Origin of the sequence: Leptothoe spongobia TAU-MAC 1115, assembly GCF_018739885.1 — a bacterium.
GTDB lineage: Bacteria > Cyanobacteriota > Cyanobacteriia > Phormidesmidales > Phormidesmidaceae > Leptothoe > Leptothoe spongobia.
In genome coordinates, this window is sequence record NZ_JADOES010000002.1 from 52,972 (window position 1) to 70,687 (window position 17,716).

General features: G+C 49.6%; 12 protein-coding genes. 6 read left to right on the forward strand and 6 right to left on the reverse strand.

Annotation, left to right across the window (positions count from 1 at the left end; translation table 11 throughout):
- Positions 1-62: 62 nt before the first annotated feature.
- Both IXB50_RS01100 and cobN read right to left on the reverse strand, forming a co-directional pair.
- The gene (locus tag IXB50_RS01100; protein WP_215607094.1) at positions 63-701 is read right to left on the reverse strand and encodes a cob(I)yrinic acid a,c-diamide adenosyltransferase; all 639 of its coding nucleotides are present in this window, start codon (positions 699-701) and stop codon (positions 63-65) included.
- Positions 698-4,633 carry a cobaltochelatase subunit CobN gene (gene cobN, locus IXB50_RS01105; protein ID WP_215607095.1) on the reverse strand — a complete coding sequence of 1,312 codons (3,936 nt, stop codon included), beginning with the start codon at positions 4,631-4,633 and terminating at the stop codon, positions 698-700. Before cobN ends, IXB50_RS01100 begins: the two co-directional genes overlap by 4 nt.
- 371 nt (positions 4,634-5,004) lie before the next feature.
- Between cobN and IXB50_RS01110 the strand changes: the two genes are divergently transcribed.
- Positions 5,005-6,228, forward strand: a complete 1,224-nt coding sequence (locus IXB50_RS01110; RefSeq protein WP_215607096.1) for a sugar ABC transporter substrate-binding protein — start codon at positions 5,005-5,007, stop codon at positions 6,226-6,228.
- A 10-nt stretch (positions 6,229-6,238) separates the two neighbouring features.
- A complete protein-coding gene (locus IXB50_RS01115; RefSeq protein WP_215607097.1) occupies positions 6,239-7,585 on the forward strand; it encodes a mechanosensitive ion channel family protein in 1,347 nt (448 codons plus the stop codon).
- Between the two features lie 134 nt (positions 7,586-7,719).
- Here IXB50_RS01115 and urtA read toward each other — a convergent pair whose 3' ends face one another.
- Together urtA and IXB50_RS01130 are read right to left on the reverse strand one after the other, a co-directional pair.
- A complete protein-coding gene (gene urtA / locus IXB50_RS21945) occupies positions 7,720-10,446 on the reverse strand; it encodes an urea ABC transporter substrate-binding protein (protein WP_246564027.1) in 2,727 nt (908 codons plus the stop codon).
- A 359-nt stretch (positions 10,447-10,805) separates the two neighbouring features.
- Positions 10,806-11,357, reverse strand: coding sequence for a DKNYY domain-containing protein (locus IXB50_RS01130; RefSeq protein ID WP_215607098.1), 552 nt, complete (start codon positions 11,355-11,357; stop codon positions 10,806-10,808).
- Positions 11,358-11,642: 285 nt separating this feature from the next.
- Here IXB50_RS01130 and IXB50_RS01135 point away from each other — a divergent pair, with 285 nt between their 5' ends.
- The 4 genes from IXB50_RS01135 to IXB50_RS01150 all read left to right on the forward strand — a co-directional run bounded on the left by IXB50_RS01135 (position 11,643) and on the right by IXB50_RS01150 (position 16,178).
- Positions 11,643-13,172, forward strand: coding sequence for a hypothetical protein (locus IXB50_RS01135; RefSeq protein ID WP_246564028.1), 1,530 nt, complete (start codon positions 11,643-11,645; stop codon positions 13,170-13,172).
- 1,080 nt (positions 13,173-14,252) lie between these two features.
- On the forward strand, positions 14,253-14,846 hold the full coding sequence (locus IXB50_RS01140) for an aspartyl/asparaginyl beta-hydroxylase domain-containing protein (protein WP_215607099.1): 594 nt from the start codon (positions 14,253-14,255) through the stop codon (positions 14,844-14,846).
- 195 nt (positions 14,847-15,041) lie between these two features.
- Positions 15,042-15,458 carry an L-dopachrome tautomerase-related protein gene (locus IXB50_RS01145; RefSeq protein WP_215607100.1) on the forward strand — a complete coding sequence of 139 codons (417 nt, stop codon included), beginning with the start codon at positions 15,042-15,044 and terminating at the stop codon, positions 15,456-15,458.
- Between the two features lie 75 nt (positions 15,459-15,533).
- On the forward strand, positions 15,534-16,178 hold the full coding sequence (locus IXB50_RS01150) for a Uma2 family endonuclease (RefSeq protein WP_215607101.1): 645 nt from the start codon (positions 15,534-15,536) through the stop codon (positions 16,176-16,178).
- 123 nt (positions 16,179-16,301) lie between these two features.
- On the opposite strand, the gene IXB50_RS01155 is transcribed toward IXB50_RS01150, so the two are convergent.
- Both IXB50_RS01155 and IXB50_RS01160 read right to left on the reverse strand, forming a co-directional pair.
- On the reverse strand, positions 16,302-16,910 hold the full coding sequence (locus tag IXB50_RS01155; RefSeq protein ID WP_246564029.1) for a pentapeptide repeat-containing protein: 609 nt from the start codon (positions 16,908-16,910) through the stop codon (positions 16,302-16,304).
- Between the two features lie 144 nt (positions 16,911-17,054).
- Positions 17,055-17,702 carry a YHS domain-containing (seleno)protein gene (locus IXB50_RS01160; RefSeq protein ID WP_326520696.1) on the reverse strand — a complete coding sequence of 216 codons (648 nt, stop codon included), beginning with the start codon at positions 17,700-17,702 and terminating at the stop codon, positions 17,055-17,057.
- Positions 17,703-17,716: the final 14 nt, after the last annotated feature.

Below are 17,716 nucleotides of genomic sequence, written 5' to 3' on the forward strand. Positions count from 1 at the left end.
TCAGTAATGCGGTCGCTCAATTGATTCAGTAGCCATAGTCAAACCGCTCTCAGGGACGGCGTCTAATACTCAATCCCCATTTGAGCTGGCACCCCTGCACTGATGGGATGTTTGATGCGGGTCATTTCTGTCACCAAGTCTGCGACATCAATCAATTCCTGGGGAGCGTAGCGTCCAGTACTGGCCACATGACAATGGACCGGGCGGGCCTGAATGCCTGCAAGCACAGGGGCCAGGTCTAAACGAGCTTTTTTCAGGGCAATGTGCAATTCATCCAGAACAACTAAGGAAATGTCGGGAGCTGCAATCAGTTTAGTCGCTGTCTGCCAGGCTTGTTCTGCCATGCGTTGGTCTCGATCCGGATCCTGGGTTTCCCAGGTGAAGCCCCCACCCAGGGTGTCGATACTCACTGGAAATCCTTGGGCTTTGAGCTTTTCTAACATAATGCGATCGCCATCGGGAAAGGCACTGTCATTTTTAATAAACTGAACCACAGCCACCCTCATATCATGGGCCAAATGGCGATAAACCAGGTTCATGGCACCGCTGGTCTTGCCCTTGCCTAAGCCTGTAAACAGCAGATATAAGCCCTTTTCATTACCCTGACGTTGAGCGCGGGACTGATCTTTAGCAGCTTTGATCTTTTGTAGTCGAGCGTGGTCTTCTGGCGTGTTTTGTGGGGTGTTTTCTGGGTTAGTCATAGTGTTTCCTCAATGTGGGCTTCAGCATCTAACAGGGTGGCCCTCAGTTGTTCTAGCATATCGGGTGAAACCTGTTGCCATAATCCCCGCTGGTGGGCTTCTAACAAACGTTCTGACATATCCCGTAACGCCCAGGGATTATGGGTCTGGATAAAGCGTTGAACATTGTCGTCTAGAATGTAAGCCTCGGCAACGCCAGCATACATAAAATCAGCCACCGCATGGGTTGTGGCATCATAGGCAAAGAGATAATCCACGGTTGCAGCTAGCTCAAACGCCCCTTTATAGCCATGGCGCATCACCCCAGCAATCCACTTTGGATTGACGACACGGGAACGGTAAACCCGGCTGATCTCTTCTGGCAAGGAACGAATGCGAGGCTGTTGGGGCCGGGAGTGATCGCCAAAGTAAGCGGTGGGATTCTGACCCTGGGCCGTGCGCACGGCAGCCACCAATCCCCCTTGAAACTGGTAGTAGTCATCAGAGTCCAGCAGATCGTGTTCGCGATTATCCTGGTTATGCAACACAATTTGCAGCTGCCCTAGACGTTGTTGAAATACATCAGGGACTGAGGTGGACCGCAGTTTACGGGTACCCGATGGGGCTGGATCTGAGGACTCTCCCACGCGTCCATAGGCATAGCAGCTCCAGTTGATATAGGCCTGAGCCAGGTCGCGATCGCTAGTCCAATTTTGTGCCTCAATCAATCCCTGCAGCCCCGCACCATAGGCCCCTGGCTTCGAGCCAAACACCCGATACTGAGCCCGGATAGCTGCATCCTCGGGACTAAACCCAAGGGACTGCCAATGGTCCGATTCTTGTTTCACCTGAAGGGCCAAAGGATTCATATCCATGGGCTCATCCAGGGCAGCCACTGCGGCCACCGCTGAATTAAACAGATCGATCAGATTGGGAAAGGCATCCCGAAAGAATCCTGAAATACGCAGGGTGACATCAACGCGGGGACGCTGTAACACGGACAGAGGCAGGATTTCAAAATCCACCACCCGACGGCCCACCCCATCCCAAACGGGCCGCACCCCCAGCAGGGCCAGGGCCTCAGCCATGTCATCCCCGCCCGTACGCATGGTAGCGGTGCCCCACATGGAGAGGCCCAGGGTTTTGGGGTATTCTCCCTGGTCCTGGGTGTAGCGTTCTACCAGATTTTCAGCGGCACGACGGCCCACATCCCAGGCACTCTCCGTAGGCAGCCCCCGAATATCAACACTGTAGAAATTCCGCCCAGTGGGCAGCACATCTGCCCGTCCCCGCGTCGGCGCACCGGAGGAGCCGCTGGGGACATAGCCTCCGTCTAAGCCATGGAGCAGGTGGGTGATTTCCTCGGAGGTTTGGGTGAGTCTGGGCCAGAGCCACTGGCGTATCCAGGTGAGTTCTGCGGTTGTTTTTTGACCAGCATGACCAGCGTCCTTATCTGATTGAGTCAACAAGTGTTCTACCAGGGAAGCCGCCTGGTGTTCTAGCACCTCGACGGCATCCCCCATGGTATGGAGAGTTTGCTTATCTAATTTTTCTGGCTGTAACAGAGTTGTCGGTATCTCCAGATCTTTGACAACGGTACCTAGATCCGCTGTGAGGGGATCAAAGTACGAATCCCAGCCCCAGTCGTCTGAGATCGCACGGGTCAATCCCTGACGACCGGGACCGGGCTGCCGAGCAATGGCCACCATCAAATCCCGTAGCTGTCTGCCATCGGGACATTGACCTAGAATATGCAACCCATCACGGATTTGAGCTTCCTTGAGATCGCACAGATAACCGTCTGTTTGGGTAATAAAGTCGCTAAAGGCGTTTGCATCCAGCGACTGATCGTCTCGACGTGAGCTGAGTTGATTTTCCTGACCCATTGGCAACTTTGGCAGGATGGGGGCGAGGCCTGGCAACAGACTTAGATCCTGTTGTAGATTCTCTTGGGTGATCAGGGTGAAGATGAGATCGCGAATCACCGGCAGTCTCTTTGGATCTAACGACTCCGCATCATAATACTCATCAATCAGTGCTTCCAATCGATGGAGCGAGCCGTAGAGTTCGGCCCGAGTCAAAGGAGGCGTCAGGTGATCCAAAATCACCGCCTGCGCCCGACGTTTCGCCTGGGTACCTTCCCCCGGATCATTCACAATAAACGGATACAAATGGGGCATCGGCCCCAGAGCTACTTCTGGATAACAATTTTCAGAAAGAGCCAAACTCTTACCCGGCAGCCATTCCAAATTGCCATGTTTGCCCACATGCACCACTGCCTGGGCTCCCCACTGATGACGCAGCCAGCCATAGAACGCCAGATACCGATGGGTGGGCTCTAAATCAGGGGCATGGTAGTTTAACGAAGGATCGTCATCATAGCCCCGAGAGGGCTGAATCCCCACAAAAATGTTACCCAGTTGAATCCCGGCAATGGGAATATCCACATCTGGGTTCACCTCTCCCCAACGGTCAATGACACCCTGGCGAACAGACTCAGGCAGCGTTTGGAAATATTCTTGATAATCCTTAGCCGAGAGAGTTTGATGCACAGGCCGCATGCCCTGGCCTTCGGGATCATTGGTAATGCCCTGGGTGAGCCAGTCAATCAGCTCCGCACTGGTGGCCGACAAAATCTCTTCTGGGGGAACAACGCCAGGGCTAACGGTATAGCCTGCCGATTTTAGCGATCGCAAAATCTCCAAACAGCTAGCGGGCGTATCCAGACCCACCCCGTTAGCCAAACGACCATCTTTATTAGGATAGTTAGCCAGAATTAATGCTACCTTACACCGTTGAGAAGGCGTGCGCCGTAGCTTTACCCAATTAGCCGCCAGGTCGGCAACAAACTCAATCCGGTCAGACTTCGGTTCATAGGCCATCACCGTTGTTTCCAGCTGGGGATGATCCGTCTGCACCGCCTTAAACGACACCGCCCGACTGATGATGCGACCATCCACCTCCGGCAACGCCACATTCATCGCAATATCTCGGGGCGACAATCCGCGCCACTGTTGTTGCCACTGGTCCTCACTACCACCGCTGAGCATTACCTGAATCACCGGCACATCTAGCCGCTGCCAAAAGTCCACTTGAGGAGACTCAGCATTTAACTTAGCAAGAGAGAATCCAGTGGTATTAAGAATCAGATCAAGGCTCTGATTTTCAGTCAGTTCTGCCAGCAGCTGAGCCTGAATCGCTGGATTGCGTAAAGAAGGAAGAAAAAGAGGAAGTGGATTTAAACCACGGCATTGCAATGCTTCACACAGGGCATCAATAACGCGGGTATTACCCGAAAGATAATGAGCCCGATAGAAAAAAATCGCCACCGTGGGCCGGGTTTCAGGAACAACAGAATTTTCTCCCCTTCCTCCTTTCTCCCCTTCCCCCTTTCTCCCCCCCTCCCATTGATACTCCCCCCACTGCGGCACCGCCTTAGGTGCAGGTGGCTCATAGGGATATTCCAAACAAATTTTCGCTAGATATTGCAACCCATAGGTCAGGTTTTCCGCCCCACCTTCCACAAAGTAGGACCAGAGCCGATCCGCTACCATCAGGGGTACCGTCCCCAGGCTGCTAAGGGCCGGATCCGGGCGATCATCCCCAGGCAGCACCACCAGGCTAATGCCCTGAAAATCTGCAATTTCCCGCAGACGCTCTAGACCATAGCTCCAGTAGCTGCGTCCCCCCAACAGCCGCACCAAGATCACCTGGGCTTTGCTCAATACCTCATCCACATAGGTGTCGATGCTCAGTTCTTGCTGTAGCTGTAGCAGGCTAGCCACACGAAATTGTGGAAAATCTTTGGGCAGTTGCGGCAGACAGGCCGCCAGGGTTTGAATTTCCGTATCAGCGGCGGTCAGGATAACAATGGGTGCAGGAGTTTGCTCCAGAATGATGACTCCGTCTGTATCTGGGTTCCATCCCCCTGGTGTTGCGGCAATGCGATGCATGCGGTCGTTGATGTGTCTAGGGTAGGAATTCTATCACATGGTTAAAGTTTTCCAGATAACGCCTATGCACAGGGTATTATCCAGAAACTTTACCTAAATGGGCAATTCCATTGGGTGACGGGTGCTTATTTAGGTGCATTCGCCTTGGCTTAATTTTTGATAATTACCCAATTGAGCCCAAGCCTTAGCAACTAGAAGATTTACGATGACTCTTACGAAGAGCATTGGGTAGGTATTCTGACAACCTTCTTGCTATCTTTAGGCACCATGAATGGTAAGGTATCATGTCTCGACTACCTGATCGCGCTTTGCATCTTCCATCATTTAAAAAAATAATATCCCTGTCAATCGTTCGGATAGCCTGCATTGTCATGTTGTCGGTTAGTCTGTTGTTTATCACCGCCTGTTCATCTCTGCTTCGAATTCAACCCGAGACCAACCAAACTGAATCCCTTCAAGGCCAAATTTTGCTGTGGGTCGAACTGCCATCGACGGGAACAGAAAGTCAGGTTGGGAGTATTCAACAGGTGGTTCAATCCAACCTCGAAGACTTTAACAAGCTATATCCCCATGTTAAGGTCTTTGTCGAAAAGTTTCCATTTAGACAGATCCAAGCTCCCCTGAAAGACCAAATTCAGCGAGGTGCTGGCCCTGACCTCTTAAGTGTGCGCGCCAATCCTGAATTGATTGATGTCATTAAATCCGGGCTACTCAGAACGGTGGATGAAACGGACTTTGAAGCGTCTCAGTTTCGCACCGAAGCTCTGAAAAATATTCGTTATCAAGGCAAAACCTATGGTTTACCACTGTTCCTAACAACCCAAGTCCTTTGCTACAACAAAACTAAAGTTGAGACTCTCCCCAATACCCTAGCAGAGATAATTCAACAGGCCCGACAAGGCTACTCAGTTGGTCTTATGTCTGGCTTCCTCGAAACCTACTGGGGCGTCGGCAGTTTTGGCGGGACATCGGTTGAGAACCAAAATAAAGTTAACGTCCAGCAATGGCGAGCATGGTCCCGATGGTTACAGTGGCTTAAAGAAGCCCAAAATGAACCCAATTTCATCCTGAGTGACGATAATGCAGCGCTACGGCAGGCCTTTCTAAATGGTCAATTGGCCTATCTCGGATGCCGTTCAGATTGGCTCCCAGACTTTAGTCGGATCCTTGATAAAGAGACCTTGGGCGTGACTCTGCTGCCAGGGCAGCCTAATCAACCTGCCAGTCCCATCATAGAGACAGGAATTATTGCATTCAGTCAAGCCTCCAGTGCCAAACAACATCAGTTGGCCCTTAGACTGGCTCAGTTTCTCACCAATATCGAACAGCAAAAGAGAATCGAAGCCGCTATTCCGTTTATCCCTAGCAATAAACTGGTCACGATTAACCCGCAATTATTTCCGATTCGAGCGACATTGCAGGAGCAATCTAAAAATGCCTTAGCGATTTCATTGGATGAAATGGAACAGACTGAGGCGGTGGTGGAGCGTGGCAATAGCCTATATCAAAAAGTTTTGGCTGGAGAGCTCAGCCCAAATATGGCGGAAACCGAAATCAAAGCGACTGTTCGACAAGCATTTGGTTTGGAGGAGTAACTAGGAAACAATGGCCGATTCAACCAACCTACCCATCAGTTATCTTTGGGATGAGCTGCTCAAAGTCAGCATTTTTTTCCAGCGTCCCGTCATCCAACGCCAATTTGTCACAGTTGTGATCACGACATTGCTGGCCTGGGCCATATCTCGATGGATTTGGTTTCAGCTTAGGCAACGCTATCCCCAGCTCAACATAGACGAAAACTGTAATCAACGACTGGAGTGGAAACAATATAGTCTTGCTCTGATTCATTATCTATCCACCCCGACAGTGATTTTAGGTGCCGTTAGCATCGTCACCCTGCTGTTTGAGCAAGGGGGCTGGTTTGCAGGGTATTTAACCGATAGTCTAAACATTATCGGGAGCTTTTGGTTCTATCGCCTCTTTGTCGGCTCGCTCTTTACCTTTTTACCCATTCCCTTTGTCAAACGTGTCCGCCTTCTGTTTTTGGGGCCACTCTTTTGCATTTATGCGATTTGTCGTATCCTCAGTTGGTTCTTTAATCTACGGGAGCTTGCTCAGGTTAATGTGCTGAACCTTTTCGGGGAACCCATTCTATTAAAGTCCTTATTTATCAGTATTTTAGGACTATATTTCTGGAATATCGGGGTCTTTTTATTTGAAAATCTGCTGTTAACGATTTTTCAAAATCAGGGGTTTCAAAATTCTAGAATTAGACAGGTGGTGTCATTACTCCTGCGATATTTTCTGATTGGATTGGGGACGGTCATAATTTTTGGCTATGTGGGTGTCAGTCCCACGGCAGTAGCTGCAATTTCCGGGGGACTCTCAGTGGGTTTAGGCTTTGGCCTGAAAGAGGTGATTAGTAATTTTGTCAGTGGCATCTGGTTATTGTTTGAGGGAGCCTTAAAGCCAGGGGACATCATCAAAATCAATGGCGATATTAGCAAGGTAATGCGATTAGGTGTCCGGGCGACAACGGTGCAAGTGGTTAAAGACAACTCCGAGGAAATTATCCCCAATCAGATCTTTTTTACTCAAAATGTTTCCACCTTAACCGGCAGCAATAATCTGGTGTTTCTTTCGTTGGTGGTGGGGGCTGATTACGATTGCAGTCCACCTAAAGTAATTGAGGTGCTTTTATCAGTTGCCCATGATCACCCTCAAGTCTTAGAGACTCCACCTCCGTCAGCGTTTGCCCTTAATTTTGGTGACTCTAGTATTGATTATGAGTTGAAATTTTGTATCGCCGATCCGTTAATGTTCAAGGTGGTGACCAGTGAATTGATTTGTGCAGTGTGGCAAGCGTTTACGGATCATGGCATTGAAATTCCCTACCCACAGCGAGATTTGCGCATCCGCAGCGACAGCTTGAAACTGTCTAGCACACCATAAAGCCTACTTCCCCAAACCCTACGCCCAGGCTATGTAAGGATATACCTGCCCTGGTGGGAACAACAATACTGGCATCGGAATATCTCCAAACTTAAGATGATGAATTAACAACATTCAATCTTGATTCCTTACTGTTAAGCGATGTCAGTCGTGACTTGTTGCTGTATAGGTAGGGTGATCACAAACTCGGTGCCTTTGCCGACGGTGGAAAAGCACTGTAGATGCCCACGGTGCTTCTCAGTCACAATTTGATGGCTGATGGACAGCCCTAATCCAGTGCCGTGGCCCGGAGCTTTAGTTGTATAGAACGGATCAAAGATGAGATCGCGCACAGTGTCTGACATCCCGGTGCCGTTGTCAGCAATGTGTATGGCAACAAAGTTGGCTTTGGGGACAGTGGTCTGAATGCGAATGTAGGGCTGAGTCATGTTTTCCGGTCGTGATGCGACGAGTTGATCTTCTTGGGCATCAATGGCATTGCTGAGCAGGTTCATAAATACCTGATTGAGCTGGCTCGCGAAACATTCAACTAAGGGTAGATTGCCATAGTCTCGTTCAATCAAAATTTCAACCCGATCGGGTTGGCTCTTAAGACGACTCTGCAAAATAGTTAGGGTACTTTCCAACCCTTCATGGATATCCACTGCTTTGATAGCAGCCTCGTCCAATCGTGAGAACGTACGCAAGGATTTAACAATTTCAAGGATCCGGTTAGTCCCTAAGTTCATGGAGCTGATCACCTTGGGTAAATCATCCATTAAAAAGTCGAGGTCAATGTCCTCAGCCTTAGATTGAATAGCAGGATCGAGCGCTGGATAGCGTTTCTGGTAGAGATCGATCAGTGCCATCAGGTCGGTGACATAGGTCTCAGCGTGGGACAGGTTGCCGTGGATAAAGCTAACCGGATTGTTGATTTCATGGGCGACACCCGCCACCAACTGCCCGATGCTGGAGAGTTTTTCACTTTGAATTAGTTGGGTCTGGGTGCGGCGCAGGTCACTCAACGTGCGTTCCAGAGTAGCGGCCTGTTCAATGGCCCGTTGCGCAGTACTGCGGCTCTGAGTGTATAGGGTGGCCTGCTCAATTGCGATCGCTAATTGACTGGCAATCTCTTCCAGCAGTTCGACTTCATGACGCTTCCAGGCATGGAACTGCTGGTAGTGGGTACAGACCAGATAGCCGTGGGGACCAGAGCGGGGCTGTACTTTAGTGGCTAACAGTGATTTCATCCCCTGCTCGACTAACTGGTGGCGATCGGGCTGGGGCAATACGGATGTGTTAGCTACCTGGTTGACCACTAACAACGGCTGTGGGGCTAGTGCCTGGTTCAGCCAGGTCAGATCTCTTTGTGCAGGGTGTCGTTTTAATTCCGGCTGCCAAGCATGATGGGCTGCGTAGAAAGCTTTCACCTGATGGGAGGGCGCAGTGCAGTCATGCCAGAAAAACTCGCACTGATCTAGCTGCAACAACTCCTGGACTTCTTTCACCGCTGTTTGCAAAATGGTATCCAGATTGAGGGAGGCTCGAATCTGACTGGACAGTGTACGCCTTAGAATTTTTTGACGTTGGGTCAATTGCCGAAATTGTCGTTCAGAGATCCGCAACTGCTCCTGTGTCTTTTGCAACTGCTGGTTGGCGGCCTTCAGGGCGCGGGATTTTTCCTCTGCCACACAACCATACTGAATGACTTGAGGCACTTCTCCCAGTAAATCTAAAATTAAGGGGGATAGATCTGTTTCTAACTGTTCAACGCCAAGCCAGGGCAGCGGTTGGATCGGATCCCCCGTGTCATAGACGGTTTTCAACTGACCGTTGGGCTGAATCTGACCAATGCGACAGGGTTTTCCGAGGTGCTGATTTGGCTCTATGCAGACGATGCCACCAGGGGCATCAAAGATCTGCCCGATCGCCGCCTGCCGCACGGCATCCACATCAAAACTCTGGGCCGCTTCCACGGATTGCTTCCAGAGATAGACCTGCAGGTAGGCAGCCTCAATGGGATCGCTAGTGACGCGGGTGGCTCCATATTGGGCTTGAAAGTTTTGGACAAAGGCTCGGTTGCTAGGTAAATCAAGGCTTTGGAAATAGGTCCAACTGACGTAATGTCCCGCCGCGATCTCCCCAATGGTTTGCAGTTCTACTTCCGCGATGCTCACTGCCATAATTGGCATCTGTTCCGGCGTGAGGCCCGCTCGATGGTACTGCTGATAGAAGGCCAGATTGCTATCGCCATTTAAGGTGCTGAAGATAACGTCAGGCTGCAGGGCTTGAATTTTGGTAATAACATCGTCAAACTCGGTGTGCCCTAAAGGAACGTAGGTTTCCTGGAGTAACTCACCGTTGAGACGATGGAGATCCGCTTTGATGATTTTATTGACCGTGCGGGGAAACACATAGTCTGACCCCAGCAGGAAGAATCGCTTGCCCTTGTGAGTCAGTAACCACTGCACCGCTGGTTGCACCTGCTGATTGGGGCAGGTACCGGTATAGAACACATTAGGCGAGGCTTCTAGCCCTTCATACTGCAAGGGATACCACAACAGCGCATTATGGTCTTCCAACACTGGCAGCACCGCTTTTCGACTGGAGGACGTCCAGCAGCCAAACACCGTGGCCACCTGATCTTGCTGAATCAACTTTTGAGCTTTTTGGGCAAAGATTTCAGCCTGGGACGCCCCATCTTCGACAATGGGCAGAATTTGACGACCGAGCACACCACCCGCCTGGTTGATTTCTGCGATCGCCATTTTTTCCGCATCGATCAACGACATTTCACTAATCGCCATCGTGCCGCTGCAAGAATGCAAAATGCCGACTGGGATAGGAGATCCGTCGCAAGCACTCAAGGGGTTAACGGGCATAGCTCCATAAACCTCAAAAAATTAATACGACAACATTAATGAGTAGAGTGTGCCCGATGCCCTGATTCTTATTAAGAGGCTATAGACCAATCTATACTGATCTATAGCCTCTGCCCGAATTCTATATAGCACAGCGAATCCAAAACCGTATCGCACATGACCGTTTGCATGAATTATTGTCATCATCCCGTAGAACAACCATTATCCCAGGGATCCGCATATTCATATTAAATGTGCTCCAAATAAAAATTGTTTACTTCATCTCAGGCGACGGGAAACGCAGGAGAACAATAAGCTTTATATAGCCCTACAGGCTTAGGTTAGAACGACCCAGTCACAACCCTAAGTCGAGTGAAACATTAGTTGATCCGGCGACCCATATTGTAAGAGTGATTCTTGTCCTTAGCATGACTGGTCCCTTCGCCAGTCACAACAAATGATGCTGGATCTGCGCCTTCGACAACAGTTTTGCCATAGTAAATATGGGTGCGATCCTTAGAATAGCCTTGAGATAAGACTTCCCAATGTTCAACATCATCGGTGATTGGGATTGACTTCCAATAAATCTGGTCGGCATCGCGACTGTATTCCTGACGCCAATCCAAGACAAAAAAACTGCCAGGATCGGCATTCATCAGCTGTACGTCACCGAAAAATACACCCTGGTTGTCTGTGCCGTACTGATTACCACTCCTTGGAATGGTGCGAATAGTGGTTGGGTTGGCACCTTGAACCTCTTTTGATTGGAATTGCCAATGCAAGTTATCGAAGGTTCGAAAATACACTTTGCCGTTACGCACCCTATAGCCACTATTACTTTTGAACCAAATTATCCCTAACGCAATTGATAACGCTATGGCCAACAGCCCATAGAGATAAAATTGACCAATCTTAGTCAGAATTTTTCCCATATTTTGGTTTGTCTCAGCAACGTCTCATAGCTTGGCTAACCGACTCTACTGTGATCACTGAGAGGAGTCGATTTAATATGGAATCAACGCTATGCTAGCAACGAATTTGCAGATGACGAAGATAGGAACTCGATCCGGATCTGATGTCTAATAGGTGACTGAAACTGAATAAATGTTGCCTATTACTACATTTGAGCAAACTGAGCAAAAAAAATTGATTAAACTTGAGCATGCATGGGCATCTTAGAGACCTAAGTGCCCTTGATGATGTGTGAGGTATCGACCATGGGACAGCAACCCGATCAGCAACCGCCAGACCGGTCCGACCCTTCAGAGGCAGTGGATGGCTCTATGCCTGGCGCTGCCTCTTCTGCCTCGGTTCCCCGATCCTCTTTTGAGGAAATTGTGGTGCATGCGTCTCCTAGTGAAGCTCAACGCATGTTCCAAAACCGCAATCGCATAAGTCGACCGACCACATCATCGGGTAAATCGCGAAAAACTGGTCATGTGCGGTCAACCGTTGAAGAATTAACGGCTCAGCAATCGTCTCAGCCTTTGGCTAAGCAAGCGTCTCAGAATTCGGCTAAGCAAGCGTCTCAGCCAAAGGCTAAGCAAGCGTCTCAGCCAAAGGCTAAGCAAGCGTCTGAGGTGAACGCTCAGCGATCTCACTCTGCACCTCCAGACGAACCTACATCCAATACGGCCCTAACATCCTCAGCCTTAACCACTCAACCGCCTGCCCCTGAAAAGGAAAAGACGCCCTATACGGCCAAGACCCAGCGCATTGTCGCATGGAGTAATTTATTGCGATCGCTACAGCCGTTCATCTGGGGAGCGATTATTTTGGTCGTGGTGATCCCATTGATTGGCAAGGCACTCCTATTTTATTCCTCAACTACCCCAGTGCAAAAGACCAGGCCGCCATTAACGGAGGTCATGGTACCAGCAATTCCCAGACGGGCGAATTTGGATAAAGCTCTGGTAGACGCAGTGCAAACGGCCCATCAAAGCGCCCAGGAATTTGCCCAGGCTGAGCTAGACGATTGGGAAATCCAGTTAGAAGGTCGAGTGGACCATTTCCTGGATTGGTACTTTGGCTATTTAAACCAGAAAAAGATGGAATTTATGACGCCTCTGGTATGGGTGTCATCCGCCGCCATCCATACGGTGAATCCGCATCAGATGAAGGCTAGTGAAGCTGTGATTACCCGCTTTACTGGAGAGTTTCAGAAGCAATTTGCCAAGCAGGTATTGGTCCCTCAAACGGCTCAGATCCAACTAGAAAATCTCACCACAGCAACCATCAATCATTATTTGCTCGCATTGCGCCAGAACATGGACCAGGTGCAGGTGAAATACCGGATTCCGCAAGGGCAGTGGGATCGATATCTGGCTGATATTTCTACCACCATTCAAGACACGGAAGGAAATCTTTCCAACCTTTCGCTCAAGATGTTGGTCGGGGGCAGTAGTTACATGCTGACTAAACCCCTGGTGTTAGCCACTGCAGGAAAAATCGGCAGTAAGGCCAGTTCCAAGTTAGCGGGAACTGCAGCATCGAAGTTAGCGGCGAAAACAGGGGGCACGGTGGCGGCTGAATTGGGTACTAGTTTAGTGGATCCGATTGTGGGTGTCGGGATTTTTATTTGGGATATTTGGGATTATCAGCATACGGTAGAGCTGGAGCGTCCCTTGCTAAAGACCAATTTGGTGGACTATTTACAAGGGGTGGAACAGTCACTGCTGAATGATCCAGAGACGGGTGTTTTGTCGGCAGTTGTCCAACTGGAGCAAGGTATTTTTCAGTCGCTTTGATTAGATGGGTTGACCCAGCTGAGACGTTAAGTAGGTAGGCAAAATCAATTACACAAGAGCTTCTCTGCCATGACCCTTTCGAAAAGGCCCCCTAGCCCCCCAATCCTGCAGGGTTGTTCCGTGTTCACCAGAGAAAATCTGTAAGGCTTATTACTTCGTTCATACTTAATCGAGATATGATCGGAGGGAACCAAAACCGGTTGCTTGGGGTCCCTCCGAGTTCCCCAAACCCCCATGGCTAGGGCCGGGAGGCCGCCCTAGAACCCAGCCTACTGAGTTATCCTTAATTGCATAAATAGGGGTTACGGCGGGGTCGATTAATCAGGTTATCGCATTGTTGTTTGGCCCACCTCCAGGTAGAGCATGCCTTTCCTCAAATGAGCTTTCAATGCCTTCAGATTTTCTGTCCAGACAATGGAACAGCCCTGCCTACCCCCCCAATTTCAGGGGCTTCAGAGTTCAAAGTCCCCCAGAATATAGCCCAAGGGGCATTCAAGAAAGGGGGATTTAGGGGGCATCCAGGATTTTGAAATTAATTGTGATCACCTACTTATCCGTGACCTAACCGCTTGAGCGGTTTTGATCCAGTTAGCCTTGCGACTTTGAGTCCAAGGTGGGTTAACGCTGCCTTGCCAGATGCAAAATGTGAGAGATCCTCATTTCGTAAGGTTGCTGTGTATATATGGGCAACAGCTCAAGATCTCGATCCCTCATCCCCCAACCCCTTCTCCCCCAGGGAGAAGGGGGGCTAGACTCAAAGTCCTTCTCCCCTAGGGAGAAGGATTTAGGATGTAGAGCTTTGCTCTTCTCGCAGAGTGGGCTAATGCGGTGAATAGAGCTGATTTCCAGTAGCTCGCCTACTTGTGTATACACCGTGTATTACACGATTGTCGTTGCAGCTATGTTCCAGAGCGCTCTTCTAGATATAAACCAATCTTGTTGCGTCAACTTAAGCGAGATATCAGCCCTGGATGGCAAATACTGGATAGTAAGTTCTGTAAATAGGAACGTTAGCCCTCAAAAATGCTAGATAAAATGCCGGAAATAATAGATTTTATCTAACAGCTCTGGCGTGTAATTATGACAAATTTAGTAAGCTCTGCTATTTCCCTGGATGATCGTATTCGGCTACCCCTATCTTTCGATGTAGCCAGAATGCAGGCAGATATTCAAGCGCTGAACCTGAGTGATTATATATATTACAGTGTGTTACCGCTCAGATCTCCGGCTCACCTGGTTGATCCAACGTTGCCATCGCCACCACTGGCAGAGGACTATGCTGATGGTTCCTGGACGGAATGGCTGGACACAAAGATGCTCAAAACATCTCCTTATTTGTTGAGTGTAGTGGATACTTTCCGGGCCCATAGCACTGTCACGCTGGTAAGATTGCTGCGGCTAGCTCCCGGTGGCATGGTTAAAGAACATACTGATCCTACCCTGGGTCTACATATACCCAAGTCTGTCATTCGTCTGACGATTCCCATTCAGACAAACGATAATGTAGAGTTCTTTCTAAATGGGAAACCGGTACCGATGCAGCTGGGAGAATGCTGGTATTTGCGTTTAACGGACCCGCATCAAGTGATCAATGAAGGCACTAATGATCGTATCAACATGACGATTGATATCGTTCCAAATGATTGGTTGAGAGCGCTCATAGAAAGCCATTAAGATCGCTAAACTAAATTGGACAGACAGGTATGGGTATGAACAAACCATTTTTTAGGGGTGTTGCGATTGCAACCAGCGCCCTGCTCTCTCTAGCCACATTAGCCAGTAGTACCCTTGCCGAGCCCCCACCCAACATCGACGTTGTTGCAGAATTTGGTCTCAATAATCCCCCCGGCAATATAGCCGTAACCCCCAGTGGCCGAATTTTCATATGGACCGTTGTCGGGGACAAAGCTTTATCGGGTGCGTACCCGCGATTTGCTGAATACAGCCCTGACCGATGAAGCCCTGGGTGCTCGGGTGGAGTTATTTGCCGATAAGCCGGTCAGCGATGGTCTGACGGCTGATAGCGCTGGCAATATTTATGTGACGGATCTGAATGCCAGTGGGATTGGTGTGATCGATGCCGAGGGGGAGTATCGGTTGTTGCATCAGGATGATCGGTACCTGAGCTGGCCAGATGGGTTTGCCTTTGGACCGGATAACAAGATCTATGTGACGGTCAATCAGTTGCATCGGTCGCCACCATTGCAAAGAGATGGTCCGGCGGCAGAACCTCCTTTTTATCTCTTGCGGTTTGATTCTGTTGCTCCTGGTCCCATCGGTCGATAATCCTTTTTTGATCGTTGTTAAGGTCTAATTTCGTATTTGCTAGACTGAAGTCATTGATTGGGGCTGAGGTAACCTATGACCCTTGCAACTGAGCCGATCCATCAACCGCAGCTTTTGAGTGTTGATCAGTTTCTCGCCCGTTATGGCGGTGATAATCGCTATGAGCTAATTGATGGAGAGGTATTTGACTTGGAACCGACAGGTCAACATGAGGAAGTTGCTGCCTTGATCACCACCAAGGCTTGTGTCCAAATTGATCAGGCCGGTTTACCCTGGTTTGTGCTACAGCGAGGGTTGTTTCGACCAGGTAATACGAGGATGACGGCGTTTCGGCCTGATGTTGCGGTGATTGATCGTACAGAGCTGGTGAATGAGCCGCTCTGGCCAGAACAGTCGATTTTGACCAGGGGCAGTTCGATTAAGTTTGTGGCTGAGGTTGTCAGTGGTAATTGGCAAAATGCTTATGCCCGTAAGGTTGAGGATTATGCGGCTTTGGGGATTGGGGAATATTGGATTGCGGACTATGCGGGGTTAGGGGGAGTGCGTCATATTGGTAAGCCTAAACAGCCGACGCTTTCTGTTTGTACCTTGGTAGATGGAGAGTATGATATTCAGCTGCTCCGAGGTGATCAGACTATTGTCTCGGTTACTTTTCCTGACCTGACTCTGACAGCTGAACAGCTCTTGATACCTGGGTTACTGATACGAAATTCTGACTGATAGCTCCTGGTATCGAGGGCACCCACAAGGGGATGCCCCTACACCATTGTCCATTGTGAATCGGGGTTAAGGAATTCGCATAGGGTATCAGGTGTTTTTGTACCTGCTGCGCTACGGTACCAATTACTTGTGATCAGATGAAGTTGTTTCAGAATTTTGTGCCAATTGCAATTCTTGAGAAAAGGCCTCATCGTATCTGGCTTCGTTCCAATTGCGAGCAAGTTTAGCTTGGCGTAAAACAAGTCCTTTAACCTCACGGAGGTCGGATTCACTGAGGTCAGCTCCACAGAGGTCGGACTCACGGAGGTCGACTCCACGGAGGTCGGCTCCATAGAGATCGGATTCACGGAGGTCAGCTCCACGGAGGTCGGACTCACGGAGATTTACCGCTTGGAAAAAAGAAGATTTGGCTAGAATCTTGTTCGGGAAAGATCCTTCGGGTCGTCCCCCGGCAGCATTGATCCGGGCGCAGAAATTTGCGAAGTATGCCCCATCTTCTCCACTGGTCACATCGACACTAGGACGACCGGTCAAAATCACCCGCATGGCTGGTTTGCCTCGCCGTTGATCGATAAATTGAGATCGAATTTCATTCAGCACTTGATCAATGGCATCCTTAAATCCCTGGGTTGACCCCGTACTGATTTCATCCCAACCATCAAAAATCAACACATAGGGTGAAAAAGGTAGATTTCCCAGCTCCGGCCACACCTTGCACAATAATCGGCTCATTAAAATTCTGATCGCCGATATATGCCAACACCTGCTCCAGATCCAGCCATACGGTGCGTTACGGCTTCGCCTAACAGCACCCTACAGGGGGAATTATTTTGGGTAACCTATTTAAGAGTTTTTCTAGTCACAGACCCACGCTAATTAGGACTCTTCTAAAATCCCAGGCCAATTCGCATTGGCTTGACTAATATTGCCAGGAATGTCTCGTTCCCACTGCCTCTGTACTCCTTTGTTATAGTTCAGATAAAGCTTGCCATCTACAATCCTCCAGGCATTTGGATCAATCGAAGCGGTATAGCCTTGGCTGACGGCCCAGGCACAAAAGCCACCATACTGGGGGGCATATTGTTCTGGATTTGCTACAAACAGATCACGATTTTCAGCGGTAGCAAACTGCCATGTGGCATTGTTCCAGGTGTGGGTAAACTCGGTACTGCCAGCAACCGGTCCACCTTGAGTAAAGTAAGCAACCGGGTCAGTGCCACGAATTGCCAGACCGCTATTATCCACAAAGTAACGAATAGTCTGGGCTACAACGGTCCCTGTCTCAACGGTCCCTGTCTCAATGGTCCCTGCCTCAACGGTCCCTGTTTCAACGGTCCCTGTTTCAACTAGCGTAGGCGTAGCTGACCCGGCACAGGGATCAGGCGTGGCTGTGACATCTGTGGAAATCTCCTGGCTACTGCTGTCGCTGGAATTCACTGGACTATCAGACGGATTAGAGGCACAGCTGACTGATAGCACCAAACTTGTCAGCAGTGCGGCTGCGATTTTGCTGGAGTATTGCATCTGCATTTCTCAAT